The 9,101-nt window shown below is 36.0% G+C and carries 11 protein-coding genes; 3 read left to right on the forward strand and 8 right to left on the reverse strand.

Annotated elements, in window-relative coordinates; genetic code table 11:
• The first annotated feature begins 231 nt into the window (after positions 1–231).
• Positions 232–444, forward strand: a complete 213-nt coding sequence (locus tag Cyrtocomes_RS03920) for a hypothetical protein (protein ID WP_322497898.1) — start codon at positions 232–234, stop codon at positions 442–444.
• A gap of 235 nt (positions 445–679) precedes the next feature.
• On the opposite strand, the gene frr is transcribed toward Cyrtocomes_RS03920, so the two are convergent.
• The 7 genes from frr to Cyrtocomes_RS03955 form a co-directional block, all read right to left on the reverse strand.
• Positions 680–1,252 carry a ribosome recycling factor gene (gene frr / locus Cyrtocomes_RS03925; protein WP_322497899.1) on the reverse strand — a complete coding sequence of 191 codons (573 nt, stop codon included), beginning with the start codon at positions 1,250–1,252 and terminating at the stop codon, positions 680–682.
• A gap of 8 nt (positions 1,253–1,260) precedes the next feature.
• Positions 1,261–1,971 carry a UMP kinase gene (pyrH, locus tag Cyrtocomes_RS03930; protein ID WP_322497900.1) on the reverse strand — a complete coding sequence of 237 codons (711 nt, stop codon included), beginning with the start codon at positions 1,969–1,971 and terminating at the stop codon, positions 1,261–1,263.
• 4 nt (positions 1,972–1,975) lie between these two features.
• Positions 1,976–2,872, reverse strand: a complete 897-nt coding sequence (tsf, locus tag Cyrtocomes_RS03935; protein ID WP_322497901.1) for a translation elongation factor Ts — start codon at positions 2,870–2,872, stop codon at positions 1,976–1,978.
• A gap of 20 nt (positions 2,873–2,892) precedes the next feature.
• Positions 2,893–3,729 (reverse strand): 30S ribosomal protein S2, encoded by an 837-nt coding sequence (gene rpsB, locus Cyrtocomes_RS03940; RefSeq protein WP_322497902.1) that lies wholly within the window; start codon positions 3,727–3,729, stop codon positions 2,893–2,895.
• 684 nt (positions 3,730–4,413) lie between these two features.
• Positions 4,414–4,725 carry an IS630 transposase-related protein gene (locus Cyrtocomes_RS03945; protein ID WP_322497903.1) on the reverse strand — a complete coding sequence of 104 codons (312 nt, stop codon included), beginning with the start codon at positions 4,723–4,725 and terminating at the stop codon, positions 4,414–4,416.
• A gap of 491 nt (positions 4,726–5,216) precedes the next feature.
• Positions 5,217–5,591: a hypothetical protein gene (locus Cyrtocomes_RS03950; RefSeq protein ID WP_322497904.1), complete on the reverse strand. Its 375-nt coding sequence runs from the start codon at positions 5,589–5,591 to the stop codon at positions 5,217–5,219.
• 296 nt (positions 5,592–5,887) lie between these two features.
• Positions 5,888–6,394, reverse strand: a complete 507-nt coding sequence (locus tag Cyrtocomes_RS03955) for a CarD family transcriptional regulator (RefSeq protein ID WP_322497905.1) — start codon at positions 6,392–6,394, stop codon at positions 5,888–5,890.
• A 445-nt stretch (positions 6,395–6,839) separates the two neighbouring features.
• Between Cyrtocomes_RS03955 and Cyrtocomes_RS03960 the strand changes: the two genes are divergently transcribed.
• Together Cyrtocomes_RS03960 and Cyrtocomes_RS03965 are read left to right on the forward strand one after the other, a co-directional pair.
• Complete coding sequence (locus tag Cyrtocomes_RS03960; protein WP_322497906.1) at positions 6,840–7,796, forward strand: pyruvate dehydrogenase complex E1 component subunit beta; 957 nt, start codon at positions 6,840–6,842, stop codon at positions 7,794–7,796.
• A 4-nt stretch (positions 7,797–7,800) separates the two neighbouring features.
• Positions 7,801–8,556 (forward strand): MBL fold metallo-hydrolase, encoded by a 756-nt coding sequence (locus Cyrtocomes_RS03965; RefSeq protein WP_322497907.1) that lies wholly within the window; start codon positions 7,801–7,803, stop codon positions 8,554–8,556.
• Positions 8,557–8,743: 187 nt separating this feature from the next.
• Here the strand turns inward: Cyrtocomes_RS03965 and Cyrtocomes_RS03970 are convergent, their stop codons facing one another.
• Positions 8,744–8,926 (reverse strand): hypothetical protein, encoded by a 183-nt coding sequence (locus Cyrtocomes_RS03970; RefSeq protein ID WP_322497908.1) that lies wholly within the window; start codon positions 8,924–8,926, stop codon positions 8,744–8,746.
• Positions 8,927–9,101 lie beyond the last annotated feature (175 nt).

A 9,101-nucleotide genomic window follows, 5' to 3' on the forward strand; every position in this document is an offset into this window, starting at 1 on the left:
AATCGACGCTTAGCATTACGATTTGAGAAATCCGATCTCTCTTTCCTTGCCTTTATAGCTTTAGCATCTATTAAATACAACCTTTGTTAACAGTGCCTAAAATATTCAAGTATAAAATTCAGCAATGCGGCATGTGGTGATGATAAATATCCAGCAGAATATCACCCAGAAAATGGAACTTGTGAGGAAGCTAAGGCCAAAAATCAAGGTGGCGCAGAGGTAATGTGTAGCATGATGAAAAGTGTTCAACAACAGCATATTAGCGCACAATATATGCAAGATGACAGTATGAAATTTGTATGCGATGCACTCTCTCGAAATGCTATAATATGTAAATACGAAACAGATGAGACTACTTGTGATTATAGTAAACTTTGTTTTGAGTATGCGCCAAACCTTTATATTTGTCACAATGGTGATGTCGATAGCGTTTCACTCTATTGATTTTTTCTTTGATTTATAGGCTAGTGAAGCTTTTGCCACAACAAGAGCTTCACCTTTCTAGGGTTTTTTATTGCCCAACTGCACTAAAATTTATTATAAAGCTCTCCTGAAGCTTGGCTAACGCGATCTTTGTGAAAACATCTCCAAAAGAAGACCAAAGAAACATGAACGAAAGAAAATTGCACACAAGGTACCTAAGCACCTCCTATAAAGATCTTAGAATAATGGATGTTAACTAAACAGTCATTATATCTTCAATTTTTTGTTTTAATAACTTATCTATGCGGGAAACATAATCATCGGTAATTTCCTGAATGTTTGTAGTATAAACAGACATATCATCTTCTGATATAAGTTTATCTTTTTCAGCTTTTTTTATTGCAGATATAGAATCTCTCCTTATATTTCTTATACTTACCTTAAATTGCTCCGAATATTCCGCAGCTTTATTGCATAACTCTTTACGCCTCTCTTCGCTTTGCGGTGGGAAAATTAAGCGTATGCTTTGTCCATCAATAGCGGGTGTAATACCTAGCCCTGCATTCGCAATTGCTTTCTCAACACTCTTTAATACGGTCTTATCCCAGACCTGAACTAAAAGCATTCTAGGCTCAGGTGCTGTTATATTAGCAACACGCTCTATTGGGAGCATATCACCATAAGCATCTACTTTGATTGGTGCAAGAAAAGCAGGAGATGCTCTTCCAGCACGTAAACCAGAAAGTGAATTCTTGCACACAGAGATAGCACCATCCATTTTATGCTTTGCCTCTGTTTTTAATTTCTCAATACTAAAATCTATTTCCATATCAAAAATCAGCTAATAATAGAATATTCACCACCACTAGTCAGCACCCTCGCAATCTCACCCCTCTTGCGTATATTAAAGACGAGTATAGGTATTTTATTCTCTTTGGCAAGAGATATAGCCGCTGTATCCATAATTCTGAGGTCTTTATCCATAACATCTTTATATGATAATGAGCTATATTTCTGCGCTCCAAAATCCTTTTTAGGGTCACTAGAATATACACCATCAACTTGTGTTGCTTTAAATATGGCTTTACAGTTGGTTTCTGCAGCCCTTAGAGAAGCCGCTGTATCAGTTGTAAAGAATGGATGCCCAGTCCCAGCAGAAAATATTACTATTCTCCCCTTCTCCATATGCCTTATAGCCCTCCTTCTTATGTATTGCTCTGCTATAGCTGTCATAGGAATGGAAGACTGCATCCTAATTGGAATACCCATCTGTTCTATCATACTCTGCATTGCAAGCGCATTAATACATGTCGCAAGCATCCCCATATGATCTGCCGTAGTTCTTTCAATACCCATAGTAATGGCCAGAGAACCTCTAAATATATTGCCCCCACCAACCACAATACATACCTGACAACCCAAATCATATGCCTCCTTTATATCTTGACATATACCAAGCATGACACTCCTATCATGACCGAAACTTTGATCACCCATTAGGGCCTCACCAGAAAGTTTTATAAGTATCCTAGAAAACTTCAAGGACATATTCTTATATAATTGATATTATATTTCCATCAGGATCGCCTATAGAAAGACGGATAAATCCTTTAAGATTTATTTTTATTTTTAATTTATTGCCAACTCCCTCAATTAAAGAGGAAATTTTTATCTTCTCATCCAAAGCATAATTTTGCTCCAAAAGCACAACCTCTTCATAAAACTTCCGCACTCTACCCTCTGCTATTTTCTCTAGCATAGAATCAGGCTTACCTGACAACCTAGCCTTTTCCTTAGCAACATCGAGCTCATTCTCCAAGGTAAGTTTATCAACAGCAGTTATGGAAACGAAACGCGGCTTGGCAGCGGCTATATGCATTGCTATGCTATTACCTAACTCATCTAAGTCATGTTTATTGAATTGACCATCTACGTTAAAGGCCAGCAACACACCTATTCTCCCAGTATCAGATGCAACCGCAGCATGTACATACTTGGCCACATAATCACCAGTTATTTTATACGCAGAGCCCAATTTTATATTCTCACCTATGATAGATACTCCACTTAATATCTCTTCCTGTACAGTAAAAGATGAACCTATAAACTTCGAGTTAAGAAAATCTTCCAAAGCACCATCAAAATTGTAATAAGTTTTAGTTATACCTTGAACCAGCTCTATGAATTGAGCATTTTTCGCTACAAAATCAGTCTCTGAATTCACTTCAACCATTACCCCAACAGTTTCACTAGAAAACAAAGAAATTAACCCTTCAAGAGCTTCTCTGCCTGATTTCTTTGCTGCTGAAGCTAACCCCCTTTTTCTTAACAGAGCTATAGCTTCATCAATATCACCGTTACATTCAACCAAAGCAGATTTGCAGGCCATCATACCAACACCAGTCCTGCCACGCAACTGCGCAACTAAAGACGCTGTAACAATTGTCATAAGATAATCAATAAACTAATTTACTCTTTTTCAGTTACATCACCCTTCTTCCTTGAAGAGGTTGATGATTTTTCAATCTCAGAAAGCTCTGATGAGGCACCTATATCCACACCAGATTCAGATAACGCATATCCAACACCATCTATAATGGCATCAGAAATCAACGAAGCTATGAACTTTATCGACCTAGTTGCATCATCATTTGCAGGTATTATATAATCAACGCCGGAAAAATCGGAGTTAGTATCAACCATCGCAACCACAGATATACCTAGTTTTTTAGCTTCTTGTATTGCTATTTTGTGCTCGTTTGTATCTATAACAAATATCATATCAGGAACTCCACCCATAGATCTGATACCGCCCAAAATATTTTGTAATTTTTCAATTTTTCTTGCAAGCCTAAGTTGCTCTTTTTTTGTAAGCTCAGATTCTTCTTCAGATAACTTTTCCTCACATTTTTGCAATGTTTTGACTGATTTAGAAACCGTATCCCAATTAGTCAACATCCCCCCTAACCATCTGTGATTTACATAATACTGCCCACACCTTCTGGCATTCTCTGAGATAATATCTGAAGCTTGCGGCTTTGTTCCAACGAAAAGTATTCTACCGTTTTTAGCTGCAACATCCCTAACCGCATTAAGGGCCTCTGCAAGCATTACAAATGTTTTTCTTATATCTATTATATGCATCCCATTTTTAACACCGTATATGTAGGATGCCATTTTTGGATTCCATAGATTCTTTTTATGGCCATAGTGCACATCAGCCTCAAAAAGCTGCTGCATTGTATATTCAGCTTTGTACATTTTAAAAAACAAAAAAGTTCGGTTATGCCTCTGCGACCCCACCATCCTAAGATGAATAAATACTCCATTAAGAAACCCCCTAAAGAAGACCAAACAAAAGAGGACCGCATGCGAAGTTCCAAAAATCACTTAAGTTAAGGAACCTTAGATTCGAGACTGTATACAACATGTATATCATTTATACAAGCGCTAACATTTGTATCGAAAGGGATTGCTAATCATTAGTAGATATGATGGTAGTAAGTTGTTATGGCGCCAACCCATATTGCCAATTAAGTAATGGGCTTAAAATGTAAGCATTGTAGTTTTGGAGTATAGCTAAACCGTTATAAAATATCATACTAAAAAAGAGGTGAATAATTGATCTAAGGAGCAGTTAATGGATCTGTGCTTGAGCTCATTTTTTCTCAATTGGCAGGAGAGTGTAGATAAAGTAGCCAGCATTGTTTATAAATTTTTGCATATTTTTCCCTTGTGGAAAGCGGCATTATCCATAACAACTGTTTTGAGATGCTGGGCAGTAGCAACTTCTCAACCTAAACTGTAAAAACTCCTGTGTTGGAGTCTACCAATCCATCAACCGTATCATCAATCAAGGCCCCAATGCACTACCTTTGGCCCCCAAATCGTGCTTGCCATAACAACGCTCTCCTTTTAATGAATATCAACTAGTTCTTGGCATAGCAAATCCACTTTCATCTATGTAAATAATTGATTTGCCTTCTTTCTCTAGTTCTTTAACCTTCTGACAAATCTTTTTTCTTGATCCGCTTTCGGATGATCTAGGGTTTTTTTATATGTTACTGACAATAGTTTCATCGCGTAAGCAATACTAGACTTGCTTACACATAACCTTTTTGCTCGTTCATATCCATACGAATCCGGATATTTTCTAATATCTTCCATTAAAGCCTCTTTATTGATTTTTGGCTTATTTCTATTCGCTTTAGGCATTATTTCCTTCTTCCATCTGCTTAAGGTTCTCATTGACACATTTTTCCATACTTCTTCATACTTCATACCAGATTCATGCAGCTTCATTATTTTTTTCTAAATTGTATTGGATAGGTCATTAGCTATTTTGATTGATGATTTATATACACTAAATATTATGCCATTTTATAGCGCTTTAGATATATCACTTAAGTATCACATATAATTTGCTAGTATCTTCTGGCTTGCGATGCTCTTAAGCCATGCCGTTATATGTTCAATACTATACTCTTACTTCATTATTCCTTATATCGTATAGCGCAGCTTCCTAATACGCTCGCTGAAAGATGCCCCTTGCTATCTTTAAATAAGATTCATGAAATGGTTGATAGCAAACTAAGACATTTAAAAATAATTCCCTGCTATCTTTAGTAAGTCAGTGATCTATCTTTGCGCTCAGGAATTGCCCTCTATAATCTGTATATTGCACATAAATTTCACTATTTTTCGCAAAGATAGATACGCCGCCTTGATATCTGCATAATGAAACGAGAATCTATCCTTAGATAGATCTGGTATATCTCTGGACATCCATTACTTTATAACCAATCTCTCAAATCTATAAATTTTTCATAAATTAAGATATACTCTGTAGGTATATCTTTCATTATAGATAATAGATCTGCCTTAGAACCTTGATTACTGAGATCTTTACAAAAATTAAGCTGTAACTTTATATATTCTAAAATAAAAGAGAGTAGTTCTTCTTTCTTTGCTAATTGTATATCATCCTGCACTTGCAGAGCCAACTTCTTAAAGATAATTTTCGCTATATTCCGCCTAAACGAGATATCTTTTGCCTTTTGTAGCGCGCTCTTGTACCATGATAGCAGATCATCATCTATAGCACGTCTATGTTTAAGGTGATAGCTCTCAAAAATATTAGATTTAACAACGTAAAGATCAATTTGCATTATAACATGGCCTTTGCCAGCCAATTTCAAGCTTCCTTCTAATTTTCCTCTCTACTTCACACTATCTTACTTTTTTTCTCAAACCTATCTTTGAGAGTAATTTTAACCTTTCATTCCTTTTAACCTTTCATTCCAAATAACTCTAGCTACTCCATTTAGATAATGGAGTATTGCGATCCATAACGGCACCTCGCTTCAATTTCTCATAGGTCTTTAGAGCCGTAAATTGGACTTGGCACTGAAGTACCATTCTAGTATTATTGCAGTATGCTCTATATTATTTTGATGTAAAAGTCTTAAGCTCTAAAATCTAGTATTTCTATAAGCTTTTTAGCAGCATCATCTTTGCTAATTTCAAGTGAAATAGAATATTCGTGTGAAATCCTCTCCAGGGCGGATTCATATATAACTCTTTCACTATAAGACCTTTCTACATCACCAGAGCCTTTATGCAAATCCCTTAGAACTTCAGCTATTTTCACTACATCACCAGAATTTATCTTTGTTTCGTACTCTTGGGCCCTCTTACTCCACATGCCTCTAGAAATCTTAGCTTTCTGCCTCAAAACATCCATCGCCTTAGAAAAATGAATACTAGATGTAAGGTGCCTCAAACCAGCTTTTGCAGCTCTAGATTTCGGAACTCGCAAAATCATTTTATCCTTTTCGAAGGATATAACATACAACCTAACCTCAGAACCTGCAACAGTTTGGATCTCTTCAGCGGTAATTTTTCCCAGGCCATGTGAAGGGTATATAACACAATCACCAACTTTAAAAGTGGACTTAGCTGTTTCGCTCATATTTACAGAATTAGCATCTAAACTGAATCAGAATGGTGGATAATAGCACATTAATCGGTATATTAAAATAGTTAAATACTATTTAAAGCCATCACCTATGACAGTGCTAGTGTCGTATTGCAGAGATCATTAAATCCTATAATGTCTCGCACTTTATATCAATAGGGTTTATGTGTCGCTATTTGTTAGTGCTAATAACTTGCTGCACATTATACGTGTGCCAGCTTGAGGCAAATTCAATAAGATTTAAAAGAGTTCAATACATTAAGAGTAGCAAAAATATTTTAAAAGCCAATAAGCAGAGTTAATATTTTATATGATTGAATTAGTGGTTTTCTAACTAAGATATTAATTTCCAATCTGTACTTTTATAGAGTATCTGTATATTTTCTATGCTGGGCGCTTTGCAGAGCTTGGTTGTGTTATTATTTATATAGAGGGTTTTATGTATCTTGTTAGAGAAGCAATAAGAGATGGAATTGCAGAAGAAATGAGATTGGATGAAAATGTTCTAATAATGGGCGAGGAAGTAGCTCAATATCAAGGTGCTTATAAGGTAACACAGGGGCTTTTAGAGGAATTCGGCGATAAAAGAGTTATAGATACACCAATATCTGAACATGGTTTTGCAGGTTTGGCAGTTGGGGCGGCGCTTTCAGGCTTAAAGGTTATAGTTGAATTTATGACATTCAATTTTGCATTGCAGGCTATGGATCAAATAGTTAACTCAGCTGCAAAGACTTGCTATATGTCTGGGGGGCAGCTAAATTGCCCAATAGTATTTAGGGGTCCAAATGGGGCTGCATCTAGGGTTGCGGCTCAACATTCTCAGTGTTTTGCTAGTTGGTTTTCGCATATACCTGGATTAAAGGTTGTTTCACCTTATTATGCTCATGATCACAAAGCCATGATTAAACAATCAATACAGGACCCTAACCCTGTCATTTTTTTGGAAAATGAGATTTTATACGGTAGATCACACGAAGACCCAAATTATAATAATCATGAAAAGGCTATGGTTATAAGGTCAGGTACAGATGTGACATTAGTTTCTTTTTCTTTGCAGGTAGAAAATGCATTACTAGCTGCGGAGTTATTACAAAAAGATGGAATAAGTGTAGAGGTTATAGATTTAAGGATAATTAGACCTCTAGATATAGATACAATAATAAACTCTGTACAAAAAACTAATAGAATTATTGTTCTTGAGGAAGGATGGAGCTTTTGTGGGCTTGCATCTGAAATTTGTGTACAGGTATCAGAAAAAGCATTTGATTATCTGGATGCACCACCTCAAAGAATAACAGGAAAAGATATACCATTACCTTATGCAGCAAATTTGGAAAAAGCTTGTTTGCCACAGGTGACTGACATAGTATCTGTAGCTAAAAGTATTTTATAACTAAATGATTTGCACGATTCTAGGATGTGGCGGTTCGTCTGGCGTGCCTATAATTGGGTGTTGTTGCGTGGTTTGCAAATCAACTAATGCGAAAAATAAAAGGGCTAGGGCGTCTATATTGATCGAAAAAGGTAACACTAAGGTGTTGGTTGATACTTCTCCCGATCTTAGGTATCAAGCAATTTCGCACGGCCTTTTATCATTAGATGCAGTTTTGATTACACATGATCATTCCGATCATGTTGGTGGTATACATGATCTTAAGATGTTAACCAAAAGCAAAACTATTCCAATTTATGCCCCACTTGAAGCTATGGATTACCTAAAAGCTATAGCATTTTATTTGTTTGAACAAAAAAGCAAATGGTACCCTGTATGCTTGAAGCTTCATGAGCTTAAGGATGAGTTTTTGGTTAATGATATTATGATACAATCATTTATACAAGAGCATGGTACAGTAAAGTCATATGGTTTTAGATTTGGAGATTTAGCATATTCTACTGATGTGAATAAATTAAATTCAAACGCATTCAAGATATTACAAGGAGTGAAGGTTTGGATTGTAGATTGCCTAAGATATCATTGGTCTCCTACACATTCAATTTTTGAGCAAACCTTAGAATGGATTTATAGAGTAAAGCCAGAAAGAGCAGTATTAACACATATGTCTCATGAAATAGATTACGATGAAATTGCAAAACTGCTACCTTCTGGTATTGAGGCTGCGTATGATGGGATGAGAATACAAATAAATAGTTAAGAATTAACCAAAAGATGATTGCCATTTTATGGATAATTTGGCTAGGAGTTTTTGCTAAATGGGTTTTGTTGCTAAGAGCTGTTTACATTAGATAATATTAATCACGTGTAACTATGCGGCATTCTTAAACACCTCATAATGCTAAGCCATGAATTATAAAATATATAATCCAATATTATAAACCCCCCTAATACCTAGATGCACCCCTACTACTATCTCTACTACCACCTTTACTATCCCTCCTACCACTATTACTTGGTTGCGCCAACAGATCTCTTTCATGATCTAGATCAAATACGATACTTGAACACAAGTTCTTTTTTTCTTCTGGTGTCATATTATTATATGTAGTAGCTACTTGAAGTAACATATCAGGAGCAATGGCTCCGCCTAGCCCACTTACATCTTTGGTTGGTAGAAGATGATTTATTAGGCACTGTTAACAAAGGTTGTATTTAATAGATGCTAAAGCTATAAAGGCAAGGAAAGAGAGATCGGATTTCTCAAATCGTAATGCTAAGCGTCGATTTTCTTTGAGTTTAGCG

This window comes from Candidatus Cyrtobacter comes, assembly GCF_034470605.1.
Taxonomy (GTDB): Bacteria; Pseudomonadota; Alphaproteobacteria; order Rickettsiales; family Midichloriaceae; genus Cyrtobacter; species Cyrtobacter comes.

Bases quoted from the DNA above. Each gene is read 5' to 3' on its own strand.
- Cyrtocomes_RS03920 (WP_322497898.1), top strand. From the start codon at position 232: ATGATGAAAAGTGTTCAACAACAGCATATTAGCGCACAATATATGCAA.
- frr (WP_322497899.1), bottom strand. From the start codon at position 1,252: ATGGAAATAGATTTTAGTATTGAGAAATTAAAAACAGAGGCAAAGCAT.
- pyrH (WP_322497900.1), bottom strand. From the start codon at position 1,971: ATGTCCTTGAAGTTTTCTAGGATACTTATAAAACTTTCTGGTGAGGCC.
- tsf (WP_322497901.1), bottom strand. From the start codon at position 2,872: ATGACAATTGTTACAGCGTCTTTAGTTGCGCAGTTGCGTGGCAGGACT.
- rpsB (WP_322497902.1), bottom strand. From the start codon at position 3,729: ATGGTGGGGTCGCAGAGGCATAACCGAACTTTTTTGTTTTTTAAAATG.
- Cyrtocomes_RS03945 (WP_322497903.1), bottom strand. From the start codon at position 4,725: ATGAAGCTGCATGAATCTGGTATGAAGTATGAAGAAGTATGGAAAAAT.
- Cyrtocomes_RS03950 (WP_322497904.1), bottom strand. From the start codon at position 5,591: ATGCAAATTGATCTTTACGTTGTTAAATCTAATATTTTTGAGAGCTAT.
- Cyrtocomes_RS03955 (WP_322497905.1), bottom strand. From the start codon at position 6,394: ATGAGCGAAACAGCTAAGTCCACTTTTAAAGTTGGTGATTGTGTTATA.
- Cyrtocomes_RS03960 (WP_322497906.1), top strand. From the start codon at position 6,840: ATGTATCTTGTTAGAGAAGCAATAAGAGATGGAATTGCAGAAGAAATG.
- Cyrtocomes_RS03965 (WP_322497907.1), top strand. From the start codon at position 7,801: ATGATTTGCACGATTCTAGGATGTGGCGGTTCGTCTGGCGTGCCTATA.
- Cyrtocomes_RS03970 (WP_322497908.1), bottom strand. From the start codon at position 8,926: ATGTTACTTCAAGTAGCTACTACATATAATAATATGACACCAGAAGAA.